The following is a 24272-nucleotide window of genomic DNA, read 5'->3' as shown; positions in this document are numbered from 1 at the left end:
TACCGTTCGCCTGAGGGGACCGCATGACATCGGATTTTTTCTTCTTCATCGTCGTGGGCTTCTGCGCGCAGGTCGTCGATGGCGCGCTCGGCATGGCCTTCGGCGTGCTGTCGACGACGAGCCTTCTCGCCTTCGGGGTACCGGTGGCCAATGCCAGCGCGATGACGCATGTGGCGGAAATGTTCACGACCGCCGCCTCGGGCCTCTCACATGCCTATCATCGCAATGTCGACTGGCGCCTGGTGGCGCGGCTCGCCCCGGCCGGCATGCTCGGCGGTGCGATGGGGGCCTATCTGCTTGCCAATGTCGACGGCAAGGCGATCGAGCCTTTCGTGTCGGCCTATCTGATCGTGATCGGGCTGGTGATTCTCTACAAAGCCTTCCGGCCGCCGCCGAAGCGGGATGTTCGCGACTGGATCGTGCCGCCGGTCGGGCTTTTCGGTGGCCTGCTCGATGCGATCGGCGGCGGCGGATGGGGGCCGATCGTCACCAGTTCGCTCGTCAGCCGCGGCCATGACCTGAAGCGGGTGATCGGCTCGACCAACTTCACCGAATTCGCAGTGACGCTGACGATTTCCCTGACCTTCGTCCTGACGCTCGGCTGGTCGGAGCTCGATTCGGCGATCGGCCTGATCATCGGCGGTGTCATCGCTGCCCCCTTCGGCGCGATCCTGGTCAAGAGGCTGCCGGTGCGGCCGTTGATGGTGGCTGTCTCGATGATCATCATCGGCACGTCGGCGATGCGGATCCTGTAAAAGGGGTTACAGATTCCGGCCGAAATAGACATCCACGGAGGCGATCTTGTCGCCACGGAAGCGAAAGCTCTCGATGTTGCGGAAGCTGCCGCCGTCCAATTTTTCGGCGCGGTAGCGGACGACCGCCTCGTCGCCGTCAATCGCCAGGAATTCGATGTGAAAGTCGCGGAAGACCGGCTCCTTCGGCCAGCAGCGCTCGAAATACGTCGCTCGGTCGATGTGGTCGTCGCGCGGACTGGAGAAGGTGAAATCCTCCGTCAAGATGGCGCCGACCATATCCTTGCGGTCGTCGAGATAGGCGGCGTAGAGATGACGGACGGTCTGTTCTCGGGATGTGCGCATGTCGCTCATGGCAATCTCCTCGGCTTAACTGATTGCATCATGCAATCGGTCACGTTCTAACACTTTTGCCGGAACGGGTCCAGCTTACGGCGATAATTTCCCAAAGACAGGCCACCGATGCGCAAACGCCGTCTTGAAGGACGGGCGACAAGGCGGTTATATCAGCGCGTGCCCGCCCTGGAACGACGAGCGCATGCTCCGCCAGGCCCGTGCGCTCGACCTCGAAAAGCTCGATCTCAGGACAGTTTCACCCGCGTCGATCTCCTCGCCGCGGCAAGGGGTACATCGTTTCATCGGGCGGGCGGAACTTCGCCGTGCGATCAATGCCGAGGCCGAAAGAATGACCGATACACAATTGGAAGCTGCCAGCGCCAGGCCGGGCTCGATCTACTGGAAGCGCAACCTGGTGATCTCGCTGATCGGCTCCTTCACCACGATCGTGGCGATGACGCTGCTGCTTCCCTTTCTGCCGCTCTATGTCGAGGAACTCGGTGTCAGCGACCATGCGGCGATCGTGCAATGGTCGGGCATCGCCTATGGCGCCACCTTCTTTGCCGCCGCCCTCGTCGCGCCGCTCTGGGGGCGGCTCGGCGATATCTATGGCCGCAAGCTGATGCTGGTGCGCGCCAGTCTCGGCATGACGGTGGCGATCGCGCTGATGGGCATGGCCGGCAATGTCTGGCAGTTGGTGGCGCTGCGCCTCTTCGTCGGGCTTGCCGGCGGGTACTCCTCCGGCTCTATGGTGCTGGTGGCGACGCAGACGCCGAAGGACCGTTCGGCCTGGGCGCTCGGCGTGCTCTCCTCCGGCATCATGGCCGGCAATCTCGTCGGGCCGCTGCTCGGCGGGGCGCTCCCGCCGATCATCGGCATCCGCGGCACGTTTCTCGCCGCCGGCGGCATGATCTTCCTCGCCTTTCTCGCCACGGCCTTGCTGATCAAGGAGGAGAAATCGCCGGCCCGCAAGCAGGCAGCCAAGGCCAGCGGCGGCTGGAAATCCATTGCCGACAAGCGGCCTGTCGTCGCCATGCTGGCAACCGGCATGCTGTTGATGTTTGCCAATATGTCGATCGAGCCGATCATCACCGTCTATGTCGCGCAGCTGGTGGCCGTAGAAGCCCAGGTGACGATCGTATCGGGCGTCGTCATGTCGGCCGCCGCCCTCGGCAGCATTCTCTCGGCCTCGTGGCTCGGCAAGCTTGCAGACAGGATCGGCCATTGGCCGGTGATTTCAGGCGCCCTCGCCGTCGCCGGGCTGCTGTTGATCCCACAGGCCTTCGTCACCAGCTCCTGGCAGCTGATCATCCTGCGTTTTCTGATGGGCGCAGCACTTGGCGGGCTTCTGCCCTGCATCGCCGCCGTCATCCGCCACAGCGTGCCGGACAGTGCGGCCGGCAGCATTCTCGGGCTTTCCATCTCCTCGCAATATGTCGGCCAGGTCGCCGGTCCCATCCTTGGCGGCTTCGTCGGCGGCCATATCGGCATGCGGGCGGTTTTCCTCGGCACCTCCGTGCTGCTTGTCGCCGGCGCTGCCTATGCCTGGGTAGTGCGGCCGCGGGATCGGCAGACATCCGGCTAAGGCGCGCTCCCGCAGATCATCTCGATGCCTGACCGGGCGATCGCTTCCAGCGTCTCGCGGCTGTCGCCGGCGCGGGCGCGGACGGCGAGCGAATGCATGACGGCGGAGGCGAGCCTTGCAAGCATCTGCGGATCGGCGCTTCGGGGAAGCTCGCCCCTTTCCACGGCAAGGCGCATGCGCTTTTCGATCTCGTCGTCGAAATCGTTGAGGCTGCGGCCGAGCACTTCGCGGACCCGCTCATGCTGGACCGCTTCGGCCGATGCCGTGCCGATCAGCAGGCAGCCGCGGGCGGCGGTTTCACCGTGCAGATAGATCGCCAGCGCACCCGCATAGACGCGGGCGATATTGTCGCGAAGCGGCAGTGACGGGTCGAGCGCCTCAATCAGCACGTCCATGCCGTCCTGCCGATACCCCTCCAGCGTATCGAGATAGAGATCCTCCTTGTCACCGAAGGCGCCGTAGAGGCTCGGGCGGTTGAGGTTGGTCGCAGCGCTCAGATTGTCGAGCGAGGCGGCGGCAAAACCCCTGTCCCAGAACACATCCCGCGCCTTGCCAAGCGCCGCCTTGGGGTCGAAGCCCCTCGGGCGGCCGCGCTTCTTCTCGTCCTTCATATTTTGTACCGTTTCGCATTAAATTCTTGACGAAGTTTATTTTATGCGAAACAGTACAAATGTTCAACGCTATCGGCGGGCGGCATCACCTGCCTCCCCAAGGAGAGGAAACCGCAATGAAACTCTATATGCACGCCGCGGCCTGTTCGCTTTCGCCGCACATCATCTGCCGGGAGCTGGGGCTCGATATCGAACTCGTCCAGGTCGACCGGCAGACCCATCGGACGAGCAACGGCGAGGATTATCTAGCCATCAACGGCAACGGCTATGTGCCGGCGCTGATGCTCGACGATGGCAAGGTGTTGACCGAGGGGCCGGCGATCGTACAGTTCCTCGCCGACAGCGTGCCCGAAGGAGCAGCCCTGTTGCCTGAGGTCGGCAACATCCGCCGCAACGAGGTGCAATCCTATCTCAACTTCATCACTGCCGAGCTGCACAAGCCGATGGTGTTGCTCTTCAATCCGATTTATTCCAGCGTTCACGAGGAGATCCGCGCGCTGATATCGAAGCGACTCGCCTGGCTGAACGGCCGTTTTGCCGGACCCTATCTCACCGGCGATGCGTTTACGGTGGCGGATGCCTATCTCTTCGTCTGCCTGAACTGGTCGCCTTGGACCAACATCGATCTCAAGCAATGGCCGGCACTGCACGGCTTCATGGCCCGCGTGGCGGCTCGACCGAAGGTGCGCGAGGCGCTGCAGGCCGAAGATCTCGAGGCCTTCGATGCCGACGGCGTCTATTTTGCGCCACACGCCTATCTCGCCACATCAGGACGGACCGGCTCGCCGGTCAGGCCGTAAACACGAGGTCGGCCACACCGCGACACCGAGGGGTATCAGACGGCGTTGACGGCGACCGGCAGGGCACGCTTGTGGCCGGTGGCACGATAGGCGGCGAGGATGCGGCGGCGGGCGATCTCGCCGACCGGCCTGCCTTCGAGGAAATCGTCGATCTCGTCATAGCTGACGCCATAGGCTTCTTCATCGGGGCGCAGTGGGCGCTCGCTCTCGAGATCGGCCGTCGGCACCTTGAACACCAGCTCGTCCGGGGCGCCGAGGCGCTTTGCCAGCAGACGGACGCGGCGCTTGTTGAGGCCGGCGAGCGGCAGGATATCGGCGGCGCCATCGCCGAACTTGGTGAAGAAGCCCATGACCGCCTCGGCCGCGTGATCGGTGCCGATGACGAGGCCACCAAGGGCGCCGGCCAGGGCGAACTGGGCGATCATCCGCTGACGGGCCTTGATGTTGCCGAGGATGAAATCCTGCCGGCCGGCATCGGCGAAGGCGAGGCCGCCATTTAGCGCGGCGGCAAGCATCGCATCGGCCGGCTCCTTGATGTTGACCACCATCGAGCGGTCGGCGCCGATCGTTTCCAGCGCCCTCACCGCATCGGCCTCATCTGCCTGGACGCCGTAGGGCAGGCGCACGGCGATGAATTCGGCGGTGTGGCCGCTGTCCCGCAGCTCGCGCACCGCCTTCTGAGCCAGCAGCGCCGCCGTCAGCGAATCGACGCCGCCGCTGATGCCGAGGACGTAGCCGCGCATGCCCGAGGCGACGAGATAATCCTTGAGGAACGCGGTCCGCCGTTCGATCTCGTGCTCAGGGTCGATGTCGGCGGCAACACCCAGTTCGCGGATGATCTCGCCTTGTTCGTCGAACAGCACCGTCATAAGCCTCTCCTCCCACTTACGGAATTTCGGCGCCACTATGGCGAAAAGATGGGGGAAGACGAAACCGTTTCGGGCAGAGCTGCCATGCATTTTATGCAAGTGGGGCGTTGGGGCGCAGTATCTCCGGGCTGGGTTCGCACCTACCGCACGATCGTGAACAGCTCCACCGGATCCGCAAAACCCTTCAGCCTGTGCGCTCCGGCGGACACTACATCCCCTGCCCCGGCCTCCTGACGGAACGGTGCCGACATCAGCAAGGCCTCTCCCAACTCGCTGCAGGCGGTCTGGATGCGGCTGACAAGATTGACGTCGCCGCCGATCAGGGTGAAGTCGAGGCGGCGGCCGGAGCCGACATTGCCGTAGCTGACCTCGCCGTAATGCAGGGCAATGCCGGCCTTCACGCCGATGCCCTCATATTGGAAATGGTCGATCTCCTCGAGGATGGCGCGGGCCGATGCCAGGGCGGCGCCGCAGGAATGGGCGGCATCGTAACCCGGGAAGAAGGCAAGCACGCCATCGCCCATGAACTTCAGCACCTCGCCGCCTTCGCGGGTGATGGCCGGCACGATCCTGTCGAAATAGGCATTGAGCAGGCCGAGCACGGTGCTGCCGGGCAGACGGTTCGACAGTTCGGTAAAGCCGCGCAGATCGCAGAGCAGCAGTGCCGCCTCCATCGATTCGATCTCGTCGCGGCGGATGCGGCCGGCCAGGATGCGGCTTGCCGTCAGCGGGCCGATATAGGTATCGAGCAGGCTGAGCTCGACCTGGCGCAGAATGCGCAGCTCGCTGGTGTTGCGCAGCGCCGGCAGGATGCGCTCGATCACCTGACGCTCGGGGGCGGTGAAGCCGCCAGGCCGCCTGGTGCCGAAGACGGCGGCGCTGACCGGGCCGTCGACGTTGCAGAGCGGCGCGATGACGAGCTGCATCAGGCCGCGATCGGCGAAGACATCGATATGCTGCCAGCGGCCATGCACGCTTTCGCCGGTATCGACGACCAGCGGCTCCCGGGTCTCCATGACCTTGCGCAGCGGCGTATTGGCGATGGCGACGCGGGCGCCGTGTTCTCGGTCGTGGATCTCAACCGGCTCGCCCGGCGCCCAGGCGATGGTGCGGCCGATAAACTCGGGATGCAGCGTCATCAGATGCAGGGTCAACCGGTCGATAGGCAGGCCGAGCGCCTGGAGCCTGCGGCCGAGGCCGGAGACGAGGCCGGCTTCGTCGAGCGCGTGGCATTCATCGCCGGAAAGCCATTCGATGATCGACAGCAGCGCCGCGGCGCTGACGGCATGGCCGGCGATCTTCGTTTGCAGCCTGTCGGTATCGGGAGCATAGATCGCTGATGTCATGGCTTTCTCCTCCTTAAGGGAAGGCGGAGCGCTAGTGAGCGCCGCCGCCGGAGAGTTGACCGGGTTTTCTGAGAAGCAGGCTTGCCAGCAGGGCGACCACAAGCGCCACGCCGAGCAGGAAGAAGGTGTCGCTGAAGGCCATGATATTGGCCTGCTTGCGTATCTTGAGTGCGATGGCGACGACGGCCTTGTGGCTGGCGAGCGCCTGATCGCTGACCCCATGGCTCATGAAGTAGCCGGTCAGCCCCGCGATGCGATCGCGGGTGGCCTCCTCGAAGACCGAGACCGAATTGGTCAGGATGTTCGAGTGGAACTGTTCGCGCTTCGACAGGAAGGTCTGCAGCGAGGCGATGCCGACGGCGCCGCCGAGATTGCGCATCATGTTGAAGAGTGCAGAAGCAGAACCGGCATTCTCCTGCTCGATGCCTGCTGTGGCGATTGCCGAAAGCGGCGTGAAGACCAGCGCCTGGCCGATGGCGCGGACGATGTTCGGCCAGAAGAGCTGGTCGCTCGCATAATCGCCGGTCATGTGCACGTTCATGAAGTTCGAAGCGGCGAAGAGGGCAAAGCCGACGACGATCAGCAGGCGCACGTCGAAACGTTTCATCAAGCGCGGCACCAGGGGGATCAGCAGCAGCTGTGGGATGCCCGTCCAGGCGAGAACCATGCCGATCTGCTCGGAATTATAGCCCTGGATGCGGGTCAGATAGATCGGCAGCACGAAGACCGAGCCGTAAAGCGCAATGCCGAGCAGGAAATTGGCGACGATGCCGAAACCGAAATTGCGGCGGACCAGCAGGCGGAGGTTCAGCAGCGGAGTGGCGGTCTTCAGCTCGATGATCAGGAACAGCGTCAGCGAGACGGCGGCGATGACCGACAGGCGGACTATGAAATCGGAGCCGAACCAGTCTTCCTTGTTGCCCTCTTCCAGCACGGTCTGCAGGGCTGCGAGGCCGATCGCCATGGTGATGATACCAGGCCAGTCACCCTTGGCGAGCAGCTTCAGGTTCATCGGCGCGCGGTCGAGCGAGGCCCAGAGCAGGCCGACCATCAGCGCACCGGGCACCAGGTTGACGTAGAAGATATGTTCCCAGCCCCAGTTCTCGGTGAGGTAACCGCCGATCGTCGGGCCGATCGCCGGCGCGAAGGTGGCCGACAGGGCAAAGAGCGCAAGACCGATCGGCTGCTTGGCCTTGGGCAGCAGCGTGATGATGATGGTGAAGGCCATCGGGATCAGCACGCCGCCGGAAAAGCCCTGTATGGCGCGCAGGATGATCATCTGCTGCAAATTGGCCGCGAAGGCGCAGGCGACGGAGAAGACGAGGAAGAGGATGGCGTTGGTCAGCAGATAGTTGCGGACCGAGAAGACGCGCGCCAGCCAGGCGCTCAAGGGGATGACGACGATCTCGGCGATCAGATAGGACGTCGAGATCCAGCCGCCGTCATCGGTGCCGGCGCCGATCGCGCCCTGGATATCGGCGAGCGAGGCATTGACGATCTGGATGTTGAGGACGGCCATGAAGGCGCCGAGTGTCGAGCCGACAACGGCTGCCCACATGCGCAGCGGGCTCATGGCGGCAGGCGCCACGGGTGCTGCGGCGGCGGGGCGCGCAAGCGCATTGCCGTTTGCGGCGATCTGAAGAGTGGCCATGGCTTATCTCCTTCCAGCTCTCGCGGGAAACTTTCTCATGACGGGGTTCGGGTGATCGTTCGGGGAATGATCGAGATCATTCAGGAATGATCGGGATCATTCGGCGGAGAAGAGAAGGATCAACCTTCGTGGCTGGATCATCCTTCTTCGGCTGCCCCGGAGACCTGGCCAGCCCTGGCTTGGGCAGGCTTGGTTTCGGCAGCTTGGGTCTGGGCAGCCTTGGTATCGATTTCGGGCTCGACCGACATGCCCGAACGCAACAGGCCGCTCAGAGGCTCGTCGTCGATGACGATCTTGACCGGGATGCGCTGGACGATCTTGGTGAAGTTGCCGGTGGCATTATCCGGCGGCAGCAGCGAGAATTCCAGGCCGCTTGCCGGCGAAACGCTGTCGACATGACCCTTGATCGAGATGTCGGGAAAGCTGTCGACCTTGATCTCGACCGGCTGGCCGGGGCTGATATAGGTCAGCTGCGTTTCCTTGAAATTGGCGACGACATAGACCGCATGCAGCGGCACGACCGCCATCAGCTGGGTGCCGGAGGTGACATATTGGCCGACGCGGATCGAGCGGGCGCCGACCGTGCCGTCGACGGCGGCGACGATGTCCGTATAGGAGAGGTTGAGCTCCGCCTGCTGGGCGGCGGCGGCGGCGCGATCGCGCTGGGCAGCCGACTGTTCGCGCTGGGTTTGCAGCACCGGCACCTTGTTCTGAGCCGCGACGAGGGCTGCCCGGTCGCGCTCGACGGCGGCAGCGGCCTGTTCCCTGGCCGACAGGGTCTGCTCGGCACGGGACTGCGTGCCGGCGCCGTTGGTGATCAGGCGGGCCGAGCGGGCGGCGTCCGACACGGCAAAATCCAGCGAGGCCTGCGAGGCGTCGATCGTTGCCCTCGCCTGCTCGATCACCGACTGCTGCAAGGCGATCTGGGCATCGATATTGGTGATGGCGGCTTCGGCCGCCTTCACATCGGCTCTCGCCTGCGACAGGGCAGCCTGGAAGTCACGGTCATCGATGCGGGCGAGAACCTGACCGGCTTTGACCTGGTCATTGTCGCTGACCAGCACTTGCCTGATATAGCCGGCGACCTTCGGGGCGACAGTGGTGTAATCGGCCTTCACATAGGCATCGTCGGTGGATTCGATGAAGCGGCCGACCGTCCAGTAGCGGTAGCCGAAATCGCCGGCGAAAGCGACGCCGGCAAGCAGCGCGGCGGCAAGGACGGCGCGCTTGACGATCCCTCGGCCAGTCTTTCCGGAATCAGCCGCGACCGGTGCTTCGGCGGCCGGCATGGGCGGCGCCTCGGCAGTGGGCGTCCTGGCAGCTTCCTCGGCCAGGATCTGCTCGGCCTGCCTGGAAGTTTCGAAAACTTGCCTCTGGGGTAACTCGACCATCGTCATTCTCCTTCACCGTTGGCCTCCTCTGTGAGAGGCCATGTTCGATGCGAAGAAAAATGCGCCCTGACATTTATTTTGATAATCTGTTTAAATCGGGAAGGATCATCAACTCTCAGCGGATAATCCGAGGGCAATATGGATCGGCTGACAAGCCTCACAGTCTTTGGCCGGGTGGTGGAATGCGGCGGTTTTTCCGCCGCGGCGCGCCGGCTCAACATGTCGGTCACCATGGTCGGCAATCACGTGCAATCGCTGGAGGATCGGCTCGGCGTGCGACTGCTCAACCGCACGACACGCAAGGTCAGCCTGACCGAAACCGGCAAATATTACTACGAACGCTCGTCGCAGATCCTGGCCGAACTTGAGGAGGCGGACCGGACGGCCGGCGCGCTGAGCTCGACGCCGCGCGGCACGCTGAGGGTCTATACCAGCAGTGCCATCGTGCGTTTCCTGCTGCCCGTCGTCAGCGAATATATGGAGCTCTATCCGTCGATCTCACTCGATTTCAGTGTCGGCGAGCGGATGGTCGACATGATCGAGGATGGCTACGACCTGGTGATGCGCACCGTACCGCCGCCGGATTCCTCGCTCGTTGCCCGCAAGCTGACGCCCTGGCGCCATATGCTCGTTTGCTCGCCGGCCTATTTCGAGAGTCATCCGATGCCGAAGAAGCCGGCGGAGGTCGCGGAGCACAATTGCCTGCAATATGCCTATTATCCCTATGGCGACGAATGGCGCTTCGAGGATGGCGCGGGCAACCCGGAGAGCGTCAAGATCGCCGGCAACGTCGTCTCCAACAGCGCCGAGATGCTGCGCTTCCTGACGCTGAGCGGGCGGGGCATCTTCCTAGCGCCGAGCTTCGTGGTGTTCGACGACATCGCCGAAGGGCGGCTGGTGAAGATCATGCCGGACTACCGGCCGGTGGAATTCAACATCAACGCGGTCTATCCCAACCGCAGCCACCTGCCGACGAAGGTGCGGCTGTTCATCGATCTCTTGGTGGAGAGATTTGCCGAGCATCGGAAGTGGATGACGTGAGGGGCAGACATCGGGACTATAGGCTGCCCTCACAGCCAGAAAATTGCCCCTCACCCTAACCCTCTCCCCGCAAACGGGACGTACCATGCGAGAGGTCTGTGGGGAACGGAGAGGTCGCGGCATGCCCCTTCTCCCCGCGGGGAGAAGGTGGCGGCAGCTGGATGAGGGGCGGACGCAGACTCGGATTTTGCTGGAGGCGACCGCCCCTGCCCTACGCTTGCGCTCCGGGCGTTCGCAGCTGCAATCGATTCACTGGATCGATTGCTTCGGCTGCGCCGAACCGCTGCTCACTCCTCGCTTTCGCTGCGGCCGTAGGCCCAGTCCATATAAAGCTCGAGCGCCTTGCGGGTGAACGGGCCTTCCTGAAAATTGCGGTCGTCGAGGCGGGTGACGCCGACGACTTTGGAGTAGTTGCCGGTGGTGAAGATCTCGTCGGCTGCGAGGAAATCCTCGACGGAGAGCGCTGCTTCCACGACGTCGAAACCGGCCTGGCGCAGCAGGCCGATGACCCGCGCGCGGGTGATGCCGGCGAGGAAGGTGCGGTTGGCGGCCGGCGTCATCACCACGCCGTCGCGCACCATGAAGACGTTCGATGAGGCGGTTTCGACGACGTTGCCGTTCAGGTCGCGCACCAGCGCATTGTCGAAACCGCGGCTGCGCGCCTCGGCGATCATGCGGCCGCTGTTCGGATAGAGCGAGCCGGTCTTCGCCTCGGTCATCGCCGTTTCCGGCGACGGGCGGCGATAGGGCGAAACGGTCAGGCTGGTGCCGCCATGGCCGCCCATCGGCGCTTCGAACAGGCAGAGCGCGAAGCGGGTCGATTCCGCATCGACGGAAACGACGCTGCCGGGCGAACCATGTTCGCCCCAATACATCGGCTTGATGTAGATCGCCGTGGCGCCATCGAATTTCGCAACGCCTTCCCAGGCGAGTGCGGCGATCTCCTCGGCCGACTTCACCGGCTTCAGGCCCATGGCCAGCGCCGAGCGGTTGATGCGCTGGCAGTGCAGGTCGAGATCCGGCGCGATACCATCGAACCAGCGGGCGCCGTCGAAGACCGTGGAACCCAGCCACATGGCATGCGAGGTCGGCCCGATCAGCGGCGGATTGCCGGGGAGCCATTCTCCATCGACATGGGTCCAGGTGGTTGAACGGGGTGATGTATCGACGGCCATGCTGCCCTCCCTATAAAGCCGGCAAAGCAAAAACCTCCGCGGCAAGCCGGGTCAAGGACAAATCCCGCTCGGAAACACGGAAGCAAGAAAATGCCGAAGGATGCGATCATGCCGCAATATTCGTGCGCAGCAACAGCGGCTTCATCGATGGGTGCATCAGCAAAAATGATGGAATGGAATGTTGGAATGGTTGGCTGCAGCATGCGATGATGGGGTGCAACAGCGGATACGCAGCAAGGGAAGACGCCGATGAAAGCCATGTTCTACGAAGCCTTCGAACAGGCGCCCGAAATCCGCACCCTGCCCGATCCGACGCCGACCGAGGACGGCGTTGTCATAGCGGTCGGCGCAAGCGGGCTCTGCCGCAGCGACTGGCACGGCTGGATGGGACACGATCCCGATATCCGCCTGCCGCATGTGCCGGGACACGAGCTTGCCGGGCGCATCGTCGCCACCGGCCGCGGCGTGATGCGTTTCAAGGTCGGCGACCGGGTGACAGTGCCTTTCGTTTCCGGCTGCGGCCATTGCAGCGAATGCCATTCCGGCAACCAGCAGGTCTGCCCCAACCAGTTCCAGCCGGGCTTCACCCATTGGGGCTCCTTCGCCGAATATGTGGCGATCGATTATGCCGACACCAATCTGGTGCACCTGCCCGATACGATCGACGATGCGACGGCCGCAAGCCTCGGCTGCCGCTTCGCCACCTCGTTTCGCGCCGTCGCCGACCAGGCCCGCACCGGGCCCGGCGAATGGATCGCCGTGCATGGCTGCGGCGGCGTCGGCCTGTCGGCGATCATGATCGCCACCGCCCTCGGGGCGAATGCGATCGGCATCGACATATCCGAGGAGAAGCTCGCCTTTGCGCGCGACTGCGGGGCGGTGGCGACGGTCAATGCAGCAGGCGTCGCCGACGTGGCGGAGGCGGTGCGCGAAATCACCAAGGGCGGCGCGCATGTCTCGATCGACGCGCTCGGCCATCCTGTCACCTGCTTCAACTCGATCAAGAACCTGCGCCGGCGCGGACGGCATGTGCAGGTGGGGCTGATGCTCGGTGAACAGGCGACACCGCAGATTCCAATGGCGCAGGTGATCGGCCACGAGCTGGAAATCTACGGTAGCCACGGCATGCAGGCCTGGCGTTACGACGCCATGCTGTCGATGCTTTCGGCCGGCAAGATCGCGCCGCAAAAACTGATCGGACGGCGGGTCAGCCTCGAAGAGGCCGTGCCGGCGCTGATGGCGCTCGACAAGGCTGAGGCCACCGGAATCAGCGTGATTACCCGGTTTTCATGAGGGAATTCCACCCTCCCCGCCCGTGACGAGCACCGGACTCAGGGAGGGCGGGACGAGCAACAAGACCCTATTGAGCTACGCCGATCGAGGCGAGAAAAGCTGATGAAGCCGGGATCTTCGACTTGTCCTTGATCTCGATGATGAGGCGCGGATTGCTGTCGAGCTTGGCAAGTGCCCTAAAGACGGCGTGCCAGTGGATCGAGCCTTCGCCGAGGCTCCAGTGGCGATCGGCGTATCCGTCGGCATCCTGCAGGTGGACATGCTGCAGGCGATTGCCGGCGGCCTTGACGTAGTAATCGACCGGCGGAGCACCGGTATAGCCATGGGCATAATGGGCGTGCCCGGTATCGATCGAGACGGCGACCGCGGGCGAGTGGAAGCTTTCGGCCAGCGCCACGCGAATATGCGGATCCTTATCCTCGATGTTCTCGATGACCATGGTGCAGCCGATATCCTCGGCGCGCCGGACGGCGTCGCGCAGGGTCATGTGCGTGCGCTCGACCAAGGCTTCGCGGGCGCCGGCATTGTCGTCGAGATTGTTGTAAGACCAGGAGGTGTAGGGGCTGTGGATGACCATATGGGTGGCGCCGATGGCGGCGCAGACATCGAGACCCTGCAGCAGGCGCCTTGTGACGATGGCGCGGATATCGGGATCTTCCGAGGCGATGGTGAAGCCCCAGAACGGGCCGTGAATGCCGAGGCGGCCGCTGTGGCCGTCGAGAAGCCGCCTGGTGCGGGCGGCAAGCGGCGCCCAGTCGCCGTTGAGAACCTCGGCATCGATGAAGCTCTGCAATTCGAGATCGCGGGATTTTTCGAAAAGCCAGTCGCGGTGAAGCTCGACTTCATCGAGCGTCATGGCGGCGCCGACGACGGGAAGAGAAGACATGGATGCGCTCCATCAATTGGAATGATCAATGTGAAAATGGAAGAACGGTCAAGAACGGCCGCCGCGTTCTATGCGCCCCTTCTGTGTCGGCGGTATTACAGACAGGCAGACTCGAAACCCTCCGGCTTCAGTCATTTCCGCACAGCTGGTGCGGCATTTTCGGGCCTTGCGGAAACGACCCGCCGTACCGATATCAGCGCCGACTACTCGTGATGGCTAGAGCGGTTCAGCTTTTAACGGAAGCGCAGAACCGCTCTATCCTTTTGTTTTTGCGCAATTCCGGACGGAAAACCGGTTCGCACTTTTCCTGGAATTGCTCCAGGCGCACGAGCTGCACTGAACTCTCGGCAACGGAGCCGTACGTTCATCGCTTCGGCGACCGAAGCGCCGCGTTGAAGGCGCTTGGCAATGTTGCCCCAGACAACAGTGTGGTTGTCAAAAGCGGCGTAGAGGTTTAACGGCTGCGCCCGCAAGAAAAAGCCCTGGAAGAAAAAGAAAGAGACATGATGTCCAACTCATTTGTGAAAATGCATGGCAGTGACGAGGCGAAGCGGTTTTTCGTTCTCGGCGACCGGGTCGAGCGGCGGCTTAGAATCAGCGGAACCTGGCTGAATATCTTCGACGTCACTGTGCCATCAGGCAGCCGGACGCCGAAACATGCGCATGCGAGCCCTGAAGTGTTCCGCATCCGCGAGGGACGTCTGACGATCTGGCGCCTGAGCGACAGCGGCCCGGAAGAGATCGAGGCCAGTGCCGGCGACATCGTCACCATCCCGCCCTTCATGGTGCATGGCTATGCCAACCGCGGAACCGTCCCGGTGGTGTTTTCCGCGATCGTTGATCGTGAGATGGCCGAGTTCATCGAAGCGGAGGGCGCGACCGAACCCCCGAAGGCCAGCCCTTCGACTGAGACCATCGCCCGCATGACGGCCGCCGCCAATGCTTACGGGATTACGATCCTGGCGGCGTGATGGATCTAATGCACGGAGACGCCGGCAATCACCCGGCGTCCGAGGTGTCCCAGGTTGCGTTCCCGCCACTGGTTGGGCGTCACGCCTTCCCAATCCCGAAAAGCGCGATAGAAGGAGCTTGTATCCTGATAGCCGAGCAGGCACGCGACCTCGTCAATCCCGGCTGAGGGATCGGAGAGCAATTGCCTCCCCAATTCCTGACGTGCTTCGACGAGCAACTCCCGGAAGGTCGAGCCCTCATCGGTGATCCGGCGCTGCAGTGTGCGCTCACTCATGCCCAGGTCGAAGGCCACATCGGACAGTTCCGGCCGGCCGCTCGCCAGGCTTCTCTTCAGAACGATCTTGACCTGCTCGCGGATTGCACTGCGCGCCTGGATTTCGCCAAGTGCTGAGGCAAGGGCGGGCGTGAGGAGTTCGAGCAGTTCCGGATTGTGCCCGAGGAAAGGCCGGCCGAGATCGGCGGATTTGAGAATCAGGGCGTTGCGGGATTGTCCATAGCGGATGGGGCATCCAAAATAGGATCGATGCGCGTCGCGCTGCGGACCGGCGCGCTGGAATTCCACGCGAACCGGCGTCAGCCTTTGCCCGGTACCGCGCCGGCCGAGTTCGACCAGCGTGGCGAAGTCTACATCGACGGCGACTGCCGGCTCCGGTTCGGTGGCGTAGAGCCACTCGACCTTGATCGTGCATTCCCCGCTTTGCTCGGAAAAGTGCAATTGCTCCGGGGTGCAAAGCCGCTTGAACCGGGCTAATCGCGACAACCCGTCCCGATAGTCGCGGGCATGGAAGGCCGCGAGGCTGGAGGGCGGGTGCACGGCGGTTTCCGCCGATTCAACCAGTTTGATCCCGAGGCCCGGATCCGCCGTCAGTTCCTCCAGCGCCCGCCAGAGGGCGAAGAACTGCGCCGTGCTGACCAGACCCTGGCCATTCAGGTGCAAAGTCGCCGGCAGGCGCGCCTGCCGCAGCAGCGCCGCGGGCGGCACACCGATATGCTCGACCGCGAGCCAGAAAGCCCGCGGTATCTTGCACCGATCTGCCGGCGCTCCACTCATGGCTGCCTCCCCTATCGCATCTGGCTCATGATCACGCGGTCGAATATGCGATCGCCGAACCAGTTGCGAATCATGATCATCGGCTTCGCATACTTGCCGGCGACGTAGCGCGTGCGCGGTTTTTTCGCTTTGACCGCCTTGGAGACGATGTCGGCGATCACATCGGGATCGGTGCCGCGGCCATGGCCGTAAGCTTCGCGCGTCGACTTGGCAACCGCCTGCGTCACCTCGGCATAGGGCCCCTTCCCCGAACGCTTGATGAGTCCGTCGGCAACGACGTCGCCAAATCCCGTTTCGATCAGGCCGGGTTCGACAATCACGACTCGGATCCCGAACGGGGCAAGCTCCAGCCGCAGGCAGTCCGACCAACCTTCCAGCGCATGTTTGGTGGCGTGGTACCAAGCGCCGAGCAGAGTGTAAATCTTGCCGCCCATGGAGGTGATGTTGACGATCGTGCCGGCGCCCTTCCCACGCATCGCTGGAAGCAGAAGCTGCGTCAGCCGCGCCAGGCCGAACACATTCACCTCGAACTGGTAGCGGGCCTCGTCGATACCGATCTCCTCAGCCGGACCGTAGAGCCCGAAGCCGGCATTGTTGACCAGCACGTCGATAGTGCCGACTTCCGCCAGAATCGTTTCAACAGCGGCTTTGATCTCACCTTCCCTCGATATGTCCATGCGCAAGGGCGTAGCGCCGAGCCGTACAAGGTCTTCCATCTTCTCGACCTGGCGGGCGGCGACGTAGACTCTGTAGCCATCGACGAGCAGACGCTTGGCGATCGCCTTGCCCATTCCGGAGGATGCGCCTGTAACGAGTGCGGTTTTCTTGTCAATCATCTCGACCTCTCTTTGTGATGAGATCATCTAGGGCTCGTTTGGCCCCCGATCACTGACGAGAGATGCCAAGGCACTTGCATAATACGCCAAAGCGGTTGTTCCTCCATCGCTGTAGAAACACGAAAATTCCCCTGAAATTCTCAACCGGAACGCGGCGCTGCCGCTATTTTCAAAACTGTCATATCAAGACGCTATAAGGATTTTCGTCCGGCGCCTCTTGCGCCGGAATCGTTTCACCGCCAAAATTGCGCCATGCCTGACAGCGACCCATCCAGTACAAGCTCCGCCCGTTCCAACCGGGATCTCCCGGCCGAGGACGCTGGCGACCACTGTAGATGGCGCGATGACCTCCTCCTTGCCCTGGGCACCTCAGGCTCCCGCAGCGAGCAGCCGCTTTCCACATCATCGAGCATGACGGGCGGCCGCATGCCGGCCCGCTTTTCCCGACGACCTATGACTTCCACTTCACAAGGAGCGGTCCCTCATGACGACGACCGCTTATGGTCGCTGATGTCTTTCGACTGGATTCGGCCCTTTCCCCATGGGTCGGGGTTGCCACTCACCGAATTCTGAAAACGGATGGAACCTACACCGATGTAACACGATGATGGAAAGACGACAGGTGATGCGTCTATAGTAGCGTCCCTTCGAATACCTCGCCGCTTCGCCTGATGAATGCGGTATGACAACCTCAACGAATAGGGTCCCTGTGTTTCTGGAAATTGGAATTGTGGCATTTCTCACCATCCTGAATGGTGTGCTCGCCATGTCGGAGCTGGCCGTTGTGTCTTCGCGAACGGCCCGCCTAAAGGTTCTCTCCGACAATGGGAGCAAGGGTGCCGCTCAAGCGATCAAACTCGCTGAAAACCCCGGACGTTTTCTCTCCACGGTGCAGATCGGCATCACGCTGGTCGGTGTTCTCTCGGGCGCTTTCTCAGGCGCCACGCTCGGGGGCCGGCTGAGCGGATGGCTGGAAGCACAAGGGTTGTCCTCGACGGCCGCTGATGCCATCGGCGTCGGTTCGGTCGTCGTGGCAATCACATATCTTTCCTTGATCATCGGCGAACTTGTTCCAAAGCAGATCGCATTGCGAGAACCCGAGGCGGTTGCGGCCAAGGTCGCACCCGCCATGGCGGTGCTTTCAAAAATTGCGTTGCCCCTCGTGTGGCTTCTGAACGCCTCCGGAAATCTGGTGCTGAAGCTCCTGGGCCAGTCGGGAAAAGGCGGCGACAATGTCTCCGACGCAGAGATCAAAACCGTACTGGCCGAGGCGCAGTCGGCTGGCGTGATTGAAAGCGAAGAGTCTGCGATGATATCAGGCGTCATGCGGCTGGCGGACCGCACCGCCCGAGCGCTTATGACGCCCCGGCGAGACGTCGAAATCATTGATATTGACGACAGCCTCGAGGAAATTCGGACCCAGCTGCACAGGACGAAACGGTCGCGGTTGCCCGTTCGAAAAGGCAGTTCGGACGAGGTGATTGGCATTCTTCCGGTCAAGGACTTCTACGACTCGATGTCCGAACACGGCAGCGCCGATATCAAGGCTCTGACACACGATGTCCCGGTGGTTTCAGACCTTTCAACGGCCATCAACGTTATTGAGGCAATCCGGAAATCGCCCGTTCACATGGTGCTGGTTTTCGACGAGTACGGCCATTTCGAGGGAGTTGTTTCGTCAGGCGACATTTTGGAAGCGATCATGGGGGCTCTCCAGGAGGGACCTGTCGATGAACAGGCCATCGCTCGTCGAGACGACGGTTCCTATCTCGTGTCGGGCTGGACGCCGATTGACGAGTTCGCTGAATTCCTAAACCTCAAGCTCGATGACGATCTGGAATATCAGACTGTGGCCGGCCTGGTGCTGGAAGAGCTGAAACATCTGCCGGAACTGGGCGAGAGCTTCACGAGAGATGGGTGGCGCTTCGAAGTCGTCGATCTCGACGGAAGGCGCGTGGACAAGATACTTGTGTCGGCTGAATGAAGGTCGGCAGGCGCCTTACACAGATACAGCAGGAGTGAACGCCATGGCATGGTCCGCCCATCAATATGTGAAATTCGAGGACGAGCGCACGCGACCGGCGCGTGACCTTCTGGCGCAGGTGCCGCTGCAAAGCCTTCGCCACGCCGTCGATCTCGGCTGCGGACCCGGCAATTCCACCGAACTGATCATCGAGCGTTACGGAGCGTCCGGCGTCTCCGGCCTCGACAGCGACATGAACATGCTGGAGGCGGCCCGCAAGCGGCTTCCAGGCACTGATTTCGTCGAGGCCGATCTCGGCAGCTGGCAGCCCACGGAACCGGCCGACCTGCTGTTTGCCAATGCCGTCTTCCAATGGCTGCCCGATCATATCGACATTTTCGACCGGCTGATGGACGGGCTTTCCGCAGGCGGCGTGCTCGCCGTACAGATGCCCGACAATCTCGGCGAACCCTCGCATCTGGCGATGGAGGAAACGGCGCATGCCGGCCCATGGAAGGCCGCCTTCGAGGCGAAGAGCGTCCGCCGAAAGGCGCTGCCGCCGCCCTCCGCCTATTACGACAGGCTGATCGCCAAAGCCTCGCGCGTCGATATCTGGCACACCATCTACAATCACCCGATGGCCGATGCGGCCGCGATCGTCGAATGGGTGAAGGGAACCGGGTTGATGCCCTATCTCGCCCATGCCGGCGAGCAGCATCGCGAGGCCTTCCTGGCCGATTACCTCAAGCGGGTGGAACAGGCCTATCCCAAGCTTTCGGATGGCCGGGTGCTGCTCAGGTTTCCGAGGATTTTCATGGTGGCGGTCAAAGCGTAACCGACCTCGGGCGCACGCCAGAGGATGTCAAATGCCTGTTACCCCTCGCCGCCTATGTTGCGGCGAAACCGGCACGCATTATAGTCGGCCGCAAATTGCAAGGAGATGACACATGGACGCTGCCCCCACCCCGCCGGTCACCCTGGTCATCTTCGGCGCGACGGGCGACCTGACGCGCCGCCTGCTGGTGCCGGCGATCATCAATCTGACGCGCAGCCGCCTCGTCGGCGACGATCTCCACATTCTCGGCATCGGCATCGAGCCGGGTGACGACGAATTCCTGCGCGGGCGGCTCGACCAGTTCCTCAACCATCTCAGCGGCGAAGAGCCGAGGGTCAAGGACGAAGCATGGGAAAGCCTGCGCCGGCGCATTTCCTATACGTCCGGGGATTTCACCAAGGACGATATTTTCGTCGAGATCGGCAAGCGGCTGGGGCCGAATGCCAATGCCGCCTTCTATCTCGCGGTACCGCCATCCTTTTTCGGCACGATCGTCGAGAAGCTCGCCGCTCACGGGCTGACCGATGAAAGCGACGGCATTTTCCGCCGCGTCGCCATCGAGAAGCCGTTCGGGACCGATCTCGCCTCGGCGCAGGCGCTGAATGCGCAGATCCTCGCCCAGATTGAAGAAAGCCAAGTCTACCGGCTCGACCATTTCCTCGGCAAGGAGACGGTGCAGAACCTGATGACGGCGCGCTTCGCCAATATGATGATCGAGTCTTTGTGGAACAGCCGCTATATCGATCATGTGCAGATCACCGCCGCCGAGATCGTCGATGTCGGCAGCCGCGGCAAATTCTACGACGCAACCGGCGCGCTGCGCGACATGGTGCCGAACCATCTCTTCCAGCTGCTGGCGATGATCGCCATGGAGCCGCCGAACAGCTTCGATGCCGAAGCGATCCGTAACGAGAAGAGCAAGGTGCTGAAGGCGCTGCGCATCTACACGCCGGAGGAGGCCAAGACGCATGGCGTGCGCGGCGCCTATGCCGCAGGTCCGCTCAATGGTGCTGAACTTCCGGCCTATCGCGACACCAAGGACGTTTCGCCCGACAGCAGGACCGAGACCTTCGTGGCACTGAAGCTCTATGCCGATACCTGGCGCTGGGCCGGCGTGCCCTTCTATCTGAGAACCGGCAAGGCGCTGACGGCGCGCGACACCGAGATCGTCATCACCTTTCAGCCGGTTCCCTTCGCGCAGTTTCGCGAGACCGACGTCAAGCGCCGCCTGCCGCCGAACCGGCTGGTGATCCAGGTGCAGCCGGACGAAGGCATGAGCATGGAAATCTCGATCAAGTCGCCGGGGCTTTCCGTCGATACCGTGCCGGTCTCCCTTGATTTCCGCTATGCGGACAAATTCGATATCGCCAAGACGACCGGCTATGAATCACTGCTCTACGATCTCTTCATCGGCGACCAGACGCTGTTCCAGCGTGCCGACGGCATCGAGGCAGGATGGGCGGCGGTGCAGCCCTTCCTCGATATCTGGGCTAGGGATCAGAGCGTGCCCGACGCTTACGCGCCGGGCAGCATGGGACCTGCCTCAGCCGACGAACTGATCCAGCGCGACAGGCGGGAGTGGCATGAACTCGGCGTCATTCTGCATCACGACAAGAAGGACGGCAAATAGCGCCCTCCCCTGATATTACTGATTTCCCTCGTCACGGCATGCGGCGCTGACCGAGGCGCCGCTGTTGCCGCCTTCGGTGGCCAGCGCTCCCCGCGCCTTGCGCGGCGGGCAGCGCGCCCAGTCGACGGGGCCGCTGACTGGCTCATTGTCGATGCTGCCGGTTTCGATTGAGTCGAGCGGGATTATCAGCCCGCTTTGCGTTTCGGCTCCGGGCGCGGTGCCGAGCGGCGGCGTGCCGTCGATCCGGCCGCTGGCATCCATGCCCATGTTCGACTGGGCAAGAACCGGGGCGGAGAGGCTGAGGAGAGCGATCGAGGCTGCTGCAATAAACCTGCGCATGATGCTATTCCTTCTGGTTTCATCGATGCGACAGAAACAGCAGGACGACCTCATTGTTCCCCCCGGAAGCGGGCACTGGCGATCAAAGTTTGGCGATCGGGATATCAGTCCTCTAAACTGGCGATATGAGGCTCAGTCTCGCCAGCGCGACAGCAGTCTTTCGAGACCTGTCGGATAAAGATCGATGCCGGCCTCGCGCAGCCTGTCGCGGCCGAACCAGCGCGCCGTCGCCGCCGTCTCATCGAGTTCGGAATAGCGGATTTCGTCGCGCTCATAGAGGCTTTCATCGGCCAGTTCGATATCGGCGGCGAAGATATATTCGTGGCCGGTCGCGCCATGATGCTCGTAGATGTTTTCAAGCAGATGCCAGGGGCCAACGACGCGGATCGCCGTTTCGAGCTCCTCCTGGAATTCGCGGTGCAGGGCCTCTTCGCGGCTCTCGCCGAATTCGATGGCGCCGCCGAGCGGGCGAACGCCCCTGATACGGCCACTGTCATCCTCCACTTCGGCGGCGAGCAGTTGGTCTTTCCGCCAGGCAAGGCCGATCACCTTCACCCTGATCTGCTGCGACGGGCGCCAGACGGTCATCTGCTCTCCTTCCGTTCATAGGGCAGCCAGTGGACAGCGCGCTTCCGGCGCAAGAATATGAGCCCCGCGGCAACGCGAGGCTCATGCCGATCTCCCGTCTCAGACGAACTGGCTGAGGCCGGGGACGGAAGCGACGACCTCGTCGACCACCTCTTCGCCGGCATATTGCTTGGCGATGGCGATGGTTTCCTTGGCAAGCGAGGTGATCTCGCCCATGCCGAGGCCTTCGCCCATCAGCTGCTGGCCAAGGCCCATGATGCCGCCGCCGCCGAGCGAGCTCATCAGCCCGCCGAGCAGGCCGCCGCCGCCGGCACCTGCCCCATTGAACTGGGCGACGAGATCGGCGCCGCCGGGGATCGCTTCGATCATCTTGGCGACCGGACCATCGGCAGCCTCGCGCTGCAGGAAGCCGAGCATCATGCCGAGCGCCTTTTCGGCCAAGTCGGGCGCAATACCCACGCGATCGGCGATCTGGGTCACAATTTCATTCATCGTCAGCCTCCTGTTATTTTGACGTTAACGTCAACGTTAATGGAAATTCCACAGCAACTCAAGCCGGCCTCTCCGCGGGGGGCACTTTGTCCGGTTTTGCTTTCAATGCAAACAGTTGTCCGCATCCATCTCCCTGCTTATAACAGGGAAACGATAGTTCGATGAAGGCGGCGGGAGAGAACACCGAGCCTTCTGACATAAATGGCGGCAAAGCCCGAAGGGAGCATTCCGAATGATCGAGGAAGGCAAGATTTTCATCGGCGCGAGCCGCAATCCCGATGACAGCATCAACAAGCCGGAATATCTCGACCTGAAGTTCGGCAACCGCCACGGCCTCGTCACCGGCGCCACCGGCACCGGCAAGACTGTGACGCTGCAGGTGCTCGCCGAAGGCTTTTCGCGGGCCGGCGTTCCGGTCTTTGCGGCCGATATCAAGGGCGATCTTTCCGGCATCGCCGCCAAGGGTGAGCCCAAGGATTTCCTGACGAAACGCGCCGAGCAGATCGGTTTCACCGATTATGAATTCGACCAGTTTCCGGTGATCTTCTGGGATCTGTTCGGCGAGAAAGGCCACCGGGTGCGCACCACGGTCGCCGAGATGGGGCCGCTGCTGCTCGCCCGGCTGATGGATGCCTCCGAACCGCAGGAAGGCGTCATCAACATCGCCTTCAAGATCGCCGACCAGGCCGGGCTGCCGCTGCTCGACCTCAAGGATTTCACCTCGCTGCTCAACTATATGGGCGAGAACGCCACCGAGCTTTCCAACCAATACGGCCTGATCTCCAGGGCCTCGGTCGGCTCGATCCAGCGGGCGCTGCTCGTTCTCGAACAGCAGGGCGCCGAGCATTTCTTCGGCGAACCGGCGCTGAAGATCACCGACATCATGCGCACCAGCAACAATGGCTATGGCCAGATCTCGGTGCTCGCCGCCGACAAGCTGATGATGAATCCGCGCCTCTACGCCACCTTCCTGCTCTGGCTGCTCTCGGAGCTCTTCGAGGAACTGCCCGAGGTGGGCGATCCGGAAAAGCCGAAGCTCGTCTTCTTCTTCGACGAGGCGCATCTGCTCTTCAACGATGCGCCGAAGGTGCTGACCGAACGCGTCGAGCAGGTGGTGCGGCTGATCCGCTCCAAGGGCGTCGGCGTCTATTTCGTCACCCAGAATCCGCTCGACGTGCCGGAAACGGTGCTCGCCCAGCTCGGCAACCGGGCGCAGCATGCGTTGCGCGCCTATTCGCCGCGCGAGCAGAAGGCGGTGAGGACAGCGGCCGATACCTTCCGCGCCAACCCGGCCTTCGATTGCGCCACCGTCATCACCAATCTCGGCACTGGCGAAGCGCTGGTCTCGACGTTGGAAGCCAAGGGCGCGCCGTCGATCGTCGAGCGCACGCTGATCCGCCCGCCGTCGGGCCGCGTCGGCCCGGTGACGGATGCCGAGCGCCAGCAGATCATGGACAGGAGTCCGGTTCTCGGCGTCTATGACGAGGATATCGACCGCGAATCCGCTTTCGAGCTGCTGGCGGCGCGGGCGAAGAAGGCGGCGGATGCCGATGCCGCCAAGCGGGCGCAGGAAGAAGCGGCCCAGCAGCAGGGCGGCACGACCTCCGGCTGGAACCTGCCGGGCTTCGGCGGCGGCAATGACGACGACAACCGGGGCCGCGGCCAATCGCGTGGCAGGACTTCCGGCTACCAGCGCGAAACGGTGGTGGAAGCGGCGATGAAGAGCGTGGCGCGCACGGTGGCGACCCAAGTCGGCCGGGCGCTGGTGCGCGGGATATTGGGGAGTTTGAAGCGGTAGGTTTGCGGCGCGCCGTAAGCCCTCATCCGCCT

Annotated in this window: 23 protein-coding genes; 10 read left to right on the top strand and 13 right to left on the bottom strand. The window is 62.9% G+C overall.

Features of this window, described 5'->3' with window-relative positions; all coding sequences use genetic code 11:
• Nucleotides 1-23: 23 nt before the first annotated feature.
• Nucleotides 24-755 (top strand): sulfite exporter TauE/SafE family protein, encoded by a 732-nt coding sequence (locus tag FHT75_RS08950; protein WP_025570126.1) that lies wholly within the window; start codon nucleotides 24-26, stop codon nucleotides 753-755.
• Between the two features lie 6 nt (nucleotides 756-761).
• Here the strand turns inward: FHT75_RS08950 and FHT75_RS08945 are convergent, their stop codons facing one another.
• Nucleotides 762-1106 carry a nuclear transport factor 2 family protein gene (locus FHT75_RS08945; RefSeq protein WP_025570125.1) on the bottom strand — a complete coding sequence of 115 codons (345 nt, stop codon included), beginning with the start codon at nucleotides 1104-1106 and terminating at the stop codon, nucleotides 762-764.
• Nucleotides 1107-1437: 331 nt separating this feature from the next.
• Between FHT75_RS08945 and FHT75_RS08940 the strand changes: the two genes are divergently transcribed.
• Nucleotides 1438-2673 carry a multidrug efflux MFS transporter gene (locus tag FHT75_RS08940; RefSeq protein WP_047614506.1) on the top strand — a complete coding sequence of 412 codons (1236 nt, stop codon included), beginning with the start codon at nucleotides 1438-1440 and terminating at the stop codon, nucleotides 2671-2673.
• On the opposite strand, the gene FHT75_RS08935 is transcribed toward FHT75_RS08940, so the two are convergent.
• Nucleotides 2670-3284: a TetR/AcrR family transcriptional regulator gene (locus FHT75_RS08935; RefSeq protein WP_047614252.1), complete on the bottom strand. Its 615-nt coding sequence runs from the start codon at nucleotides 3282-3284 to the stop codon at nucleotides 2670-2672. The genes FHT75_RS08940 and FHT75_RS08935 overlap by 4 nt on opposite strands.
• A 116-nt stretch (nucleotides 3285-3400) precedes the next feature.
• On the opposite strand from FHT75_RS08935, the gene gstA reads away from it, so the two are divergent.
• A complete protein-coding gene (gene gstA / locus FHT75_RS08930; protein ID WP_063476633.1) occupies nucleotides 3401-4084 on the top strand; it encodes a glutathione transferase GstA in 684 nt (227 codons plus the stop codon).
• A gap of 35 nt (nucleotides 4085-4119) precedes the next feature.
• Here gstA and nadE read toward each other — a convergent pair whose 3' ends face one another.
• The 4 genes from nadE to FHT75_RS08910 all read right to left on the bottom strand — a co-directional run bounded on the left by nadE (nucleotide 4120) and on the right by FHT75_RS08910 (nucleotide 9341).
• Nucleotides 4120-4953: an ammonia-dependent NAD(+) synthetase gene (gene nadE / locus FHT75_RS08925; RefSeq protein ID WP_047614250.1), complete on the bottom strand. Its 834-nt coding sequence runs from the start codon at nucleotides 4951-4953 to the stop codon at nucleotides 4120-4122.
• Between the two features lie 140 nt (nucleotides 4954-5093).
• Complete coding sequence (locus FHT75_RS08920; protein WP_063476632.1) at nucleotides 5094-6299, bottom strand: adenylate/guanylate cyclase domain-containing protein; 1206 nt, start codon at nucleotides 6297-6299, stop codon at nucleotides 5094-5096.
• A 31-nt stretch (nucleotides 6300-6330) separates the two neighbouring features.
• Nucleotides 6331-7950 (bottom strand): MDR family MFS transporter, encoded by a 1620-nt coding sequence (locus tag FHT75_RS08915; RefSeq protein WP_025554532.1) that lies wholly within the window; start codon nucleotides 7948-7950, stop codon nucleotides 6331-6333.
• Nucleotides 7951-8087: 137 nt separating this feature from the next.
• Nucleotides 8088-9341: an HlyD family secretion protein gene (locus FHT75_RS08910; RefSeq protein ID WP_029723086.1), complete on the bottom strand. Its 1254-nt coding sequence runs from the start codon at nucleotides 9339-9341 to the stop codon at nucleotides 8088-8090.
• Nucleotides 9342-9479: 138 nt separating this feature from the next.
• On the opposite strand from FHT75_RS08910, the gene FHT75_RS08905 reads away from it, so the two are divergent.
• On the top strand, nucleotides 9480-10382 hold the full coding sequence (locus FHT75_RS08905; protein ID WP_025554530.1) for a LysR family transcriptional regulator: 903 nt from the start codon (nucleotides 9480-9482) through the stop codon (nucleotides 10380-10382).
• Between the two features lie 287 nt (nucleotides 10383-10669).
• Here FHT75_RS08905 and FHT75_RS08900 read toward each other — a convergent pair whose 3' ends face one another.
• A complete protein-coding gene (locus tag FHT75_RS08900) occupies nucleotides 10670-11557 on the bottom strand; it encodes a branched-chain amino acid aminotransferase (protein WP_047614241.1) in 888 nt (295 codons plus the stop codon).
• Between the two features lie 249 nt (nucleotides 11558-11806).
• On the opposite strand from FHT75_RS08900, the gene FHT75_RS08895 reads away from it, so the two are divergent.
• Nucleotides 11807-12850 (top strand): zinc-dependent alcohol dehydrogenase family protein, encoded by a 1044-nt coding sequence (locus tag FHT75_RS08895; protein WP_025554528.1) that lies wholly within the window; start codon nucleotides 11807-11809, stop codon nucleotides 12848-12850.
• A gap of 67 nt (nucleotides 12851-12917) precedes the next feature.
• Here the strand turns inward: FHT75_RS08895 and FHT75_RS08890 are convergent, their stop codons facing one another.
• Nucleotides 12918-13736 (bottom strand): sugar phosphate isomerase/epimerase family protein, encoded by an 819-nt coding sequence (locus FHT75_RS08890; RefSeq protein WP_025554526.1) that lies wholly within the window; start codon nucleotides 13734-13736, stop codon nucleotides 12918-12920.
• A gap of 503 nt (nucleotides 13737-14239) precedes the next feature.
• On the opposite strand from FHT75_RS08890, the gene FHT75_RS08885 reads away from it, so the two are divergent.
• A complete protein-coding gene (locus tag FHT75_RS08885) occupies nucleotides 14240-14707 on the top strand; it encodes a cupin domain-containing protein (protein WP_025554954.1) in 468 nt (155 codons plus the stop codon).
• Between the two features lie 5 nt (nucleotides 14708-14712).
• Here the strand turns inward: FHT75_RS08885 and FHT75_RS08880 are convergent, their stop codons facing one another.
• Together FHT75_RS08880 and FHT75_RS08875 are read right to left on the bottom strand one after the other, a co-directional pair.
• Nucleotides 14713-15759: an AraC family transcriptional regulator gene (locus FHT75_RS08880; protein ID WP_025554952.1), complete on the bottom strand. Its 1047-nt coding sequence runs from the start codon at nucleotides 15757-15759 to the stop codon at nucleotides 14713-14715.
• An 11-nt stretch (nucleotides 15760-15770) separates the two neighbouring features.
• Nucleotides 15771-16595, bottom strand: a complete 825-nt coding sequence (locus FHT75_RS08875; RefSeq protein ID WP_063476631.1) for an oxidoreductase — start codon at nucleotides 16593-16595, stop codon at nucleotides 15771-15773.
• Nucleotides 16596-17304: 709 nt separating this feature from the next.
• Between FHT75_RS08875 and FHT75_RS08870 the strand changes: the two genes are divergently transcribed.
• The 3 genes from FHT75_RS08870 (at nucleotide 17305) to zwf (ending at nucleotide 21023) form a co-directional block, all read left to right on the top strand.
• Nucleotides 17305-18579: a hemolysin family protein gene (locus FHT75_RS08870; protein ID WP_025554804.1), complete on the top strand. Its 1275-nt coding sequence runs from the start codon at nucleotides 17305-17307 to the stop codon at nucleotides 18577-18579.
• 43 nt (nucleotides 18580-18622) lie between these two features.
• Entirely contained in the window at nucleotides 18623-19393 is a 771-nt protein-coding gene (tam, locus tag FHT75_RS08865; RefSeq protein WP_025554805.1) for a trans-aconitate 2-methyltransferase, read from the top strand.
• A gap of 112 nt (nucleotides 19394-19505) precedes the next feature.
• Nucleotides 19506-21023: a glucose-6-phosphate dehydrogenase gene (gene zwf, locus FHT75_RS08860; RefSeq protein WP_025554806.1), complete on the top strand. Its 1518-nt coding sequence runs from the start codon at nucleotides 19506-19508 to the stop codon at nucleotides 21021-21023.
• Nucleotides 21024-21038: 15 nt separating this feature from the next.
• On the opposite strand, the gene FHT75_RS08855 is transcribed toward zwf, so the two are convergent.
• From FHT75_RS08855 to FHT75_RS08845, 3 genes are all read right to left on the bottom strand, one after another.
• Nucleotides 21039-21362, bottom strand: a complete 324-nt coding sequence (locus tag FHT75_RS08855; protein WP_025554717.1) for a hypothetical protein — start codon at nucleotides 21360-21362, stop codon at nucleotides 21039-21041.
• Nucleotides 21363-21494: 132 nt separating this feature from the next.
• Nucleotides 21495-21950 (bottom strand): NUDIX hydrolase, encoded by a 456-nt coding sequence (locus tag FHT75_RS08850; RefSeq protein WP_025554715.1) that lies wholly within the window; start codon nucleotides 21948-21950, stop codon nucleotides 21495-21497.
• A 99-nt stretch (nucleotides 21951-22049) separates the two neighbouring features.
• Nucleotides 22050-22442, bottom strand: coding sequence for a hypothetical protein (locus tag FHT75_RS08845; RefSeq protein WP_003546502.1), 393 nt, complete (start codon nucleotides 22440-22442; stop codon nucleotides 22050-22052).
• A gap of 232 nt (nucleotides 22443-22674) precedes the next feature.
• Here FHT75_RS08845 and FHT75_RS08840 point away from each other — a divergent pair, with 232 nt between their 5' ends.
• Complete coding sequence (locus FHT75_RS08840; protein WP_025554710.1) at nucleotides 22675-24240, top strand: helicase HerA-like C-terminal domain-containing protein; 1566 nt, start codon at nucleotides 22675-22677, stop codon at nucleotides 24238-24240.
• The last annotated feature ends 32 nt before the right edge of the window (nucleotides 24241-24272 follow it).

The organism is Rhizobium sp. BK112 (assembly GCF_014193215.1).
In the GTDB taxonomy this organism is placed as follows: domain Bacteria; phylum Pseudomonadota; class Alphaproteobacteria; order Rhizobiales; family Rhizobiaceae; genus Rhizobium; species Rhizobium anhuiense.
The sequence above is the reverse complement of the archived record's forward strand: the minus strand, read 5'-3'. Positions and strand labels throughout refer to the sequence as shown.

Bases quoted from the DNA above. Each gene is read 5' to 3' on its own strand.
- FHT75_RS08950 (WP_025570126.1), top strand. From the start codon at position 24: ATGACATCGGATTTTTTCTTCTTCATCGTCGTGGGCTTCTGCGCGCAG.
- FHT75_RS08900 (WP_047614241.1), bottom strand. From the start codon at position 11,557: ATGGCCGTCGATACATCACCCCGTTCAACCACCTGGACCCATGTCGAT.
- nadE (WP_047614250.1), bottom strand. From the start codon at position 4,953: ATGACGGTGCTGTTCGACGAACAAGGCGAGATCATCCGCGAACTGGGT.
- FHT75_RS08920 (WP_063476632.1), bottom strand. From the start codon at position 6,299: ATGACATCAGCGATCTATGCTCCCGATACCGACAGGCTGCAAACGAAG.
- FHT75_RS08915 (WP_025554532.1), bottom strand. From the start codon at position 7,950: ATGGCCACTCTTCAGATCGCCGCAAACGGCAATGCGCTTGCGCGCCCC.
- FHT75_RS08945 (WP_025570125.1), bottom strand. From the start codon at position 1,106: ATGAGCGACATGCGCACATCCCGAGAACAGACCGTCCGTCATCTCTAC.
- FHT75_RS08895 (WP_025554528.1), top strand. From the start codon at position 11,807: ATGAAAGCCATGTTCTACGAAGCCTTCGAACAGGCGCCCGAAATCCGC.
- zwf (WP_025554806.1), top strand. From the start codon at position 19,506: ATGGACGCTGCCCCCACCCCGCCGGTCACCCTGGTCATCTTCGGCGCG.
- FHT75_RS08845 (WP_003546502.1), bottom strand. From the start codon at position 22,442: ATGAATGAAATTGTGACCCAGATCGCCGATCGCGTGGGTATTGCGCCC.
- FHT75_RS08850 (WP_025554715.1), bottom strand. From the start codon at position 21,950: ATGACCGTCTGGCGCCCGTCGCAGCAGATCAGGGTGAAGGTGATCGGC.
- FHT75_RS08855 (WP_025554717.1), bottom strand. From the start codon at position 21,362: ATGCGCAGGTTTATTGCAGCAGCCTCGATCGCTCTCCTCAGCCTCTCC.
- FHT75_RS08885 (WP_025554954.1), top strand. From the start codon at position 14,240: ATGATGTCCAACTCATTTGTGAAAATGCATGGCAGTGACGAGGCGAAG.
- FHT75_RS08890 (WP_025554526.1), bottom strand. From the start codon at position 13,736: ATGTCTTCTCTTCCCGTCGTCGGCGCCGCCATGACGCTCGATGAAGTC.
- FHT75_RS08875 (WP_063476631.1), bottom strand. From the start codon at position 16,595: ATGATTGACAAGAAAACCGCACTCGTTACAGGCGCATCCTCCGGAATG.
- FHT75_RS08840 (WP_025554710.1), top strand. From the start codon at position 22,675: ATGATCGAGGAAGGCAAGATTTTCATCGGCGCGAGCCGCAATCCCGAT.
- FHT75_RS08935 (WP_047614252.1), bottom strand. From the start codon at position 3,284: ATGAAGGACGAGAAGAAGCGCGGCCGCCCGAGGGGCTTCGACCCCAAG.
- FHT75_RS08910 (WP_029723086.1), bottom strand. From the start codon at position 9,341: ATGGTCGAGTTACCCCAGAGGCAAGTTTTCGAAACTTCCAGGCAGGCC.
- FHT75_RS08880 (WP_025554952.1), bottom strand. From the start codon at position 15,759: ATGAGTGGAGCGCCGGCAGATCGGTGCAAGATACCGCGGGCTTTCTGG.
- FHT75_RS08905 (WP_025554530.1), top strand. From the start codon at position 9,480: ATGGATCGGCTGACAAGCCTCACAGTCTTTGGCCGGGTGGTGGAATGC.
- gstA (WP_063476633.1), top strand. From the start codon at position 3,401: ATGAAACTCTATATGCACGCCGCGGCCTGTTCGCTTTCGCCGCACATC.
- tam (WP_025554805.1), top strand. From the start codon at position 18,623: ATGGCATGGTCCGCCCATCAATATGTGAAATTCGAGGACGAGCGCACG.
- FHT75_RS08940 (WP_047614506.1), top strand. From the start codon at position 1,438: ATGACCGATACACAATTGGAAGCTGCCAGCGCCAGGCCGGGCTCGATC.